The following is a 591-nucleotide window of genomic DNA, read 5'->3' on the forward strand; positions in this document are numbered from 1 at the left end:
CTATTGATATGGATAAAGTTTACTTAAAGTCCCGTTATGATAAAGGTGAAGCTGCATATTTAAACTGTCCTATGACTGAGGATGAATTTAATCGCTTTTATGATGCAGTATTAGAAGCTGAAGTTGCGCCTGTAAATTCATTTGAAAAAGAAAAATATTTCGAGGGTTGTATGCCTTTTGAAGTAATGGCAGAACGCGGACGCAAGACATTACTATTTGGACCAATGAAACCAGTAGGATTAGAAGATCCAAAGACTGGGAAACGTCCTTATGCAGTGGTTCAATTAAGACAAGATGATGCTGCTGGCACACTCTACAATATTGTCGGCTTCCAAACGCATTTAAAATGGGGAGCTCAAAAAGAAGTTATTAAATTAATTCCAGGTTTAGAAAATGTTGATATTGTTAGATATGGTGTGATGCATAGAAATACCTTCATTAACTCACCGGACGTATTAAACGAGAAATATGAATTGATTTCACAACCAAACATACAGTTTGCGGGACAAATGACTGGTGTTGAAGGTTATGTAGAAAGCGCAGCTAGCGGCTTAGTTGCAGGTATCAATCTTGCGCATAAAATATTAGGCA

General features: G+C 37.1%; 1 protein-coding gene. It reads left to right on the plus strand.

Going from position 1 to position 591, the window contains the following annotated elements; all coding sequences use genetic code 11:
- The coding region (gene trmFO, locus IDG60_RS21240) for a methylenetetrahydrofolate--tRNA-(uracil(54)-C(5))-methyltransferase (FADH(2)-oxidizing) TrmFO (RefSeq protein ID WP_206161171.1) at window positions 1–591 on the plus strand (591 nt) is incomplete at both ends.

The sequence above is a fragment of the Staphylococcus sp. EG-SA-2 genome, from assembly GCF_017152085.1.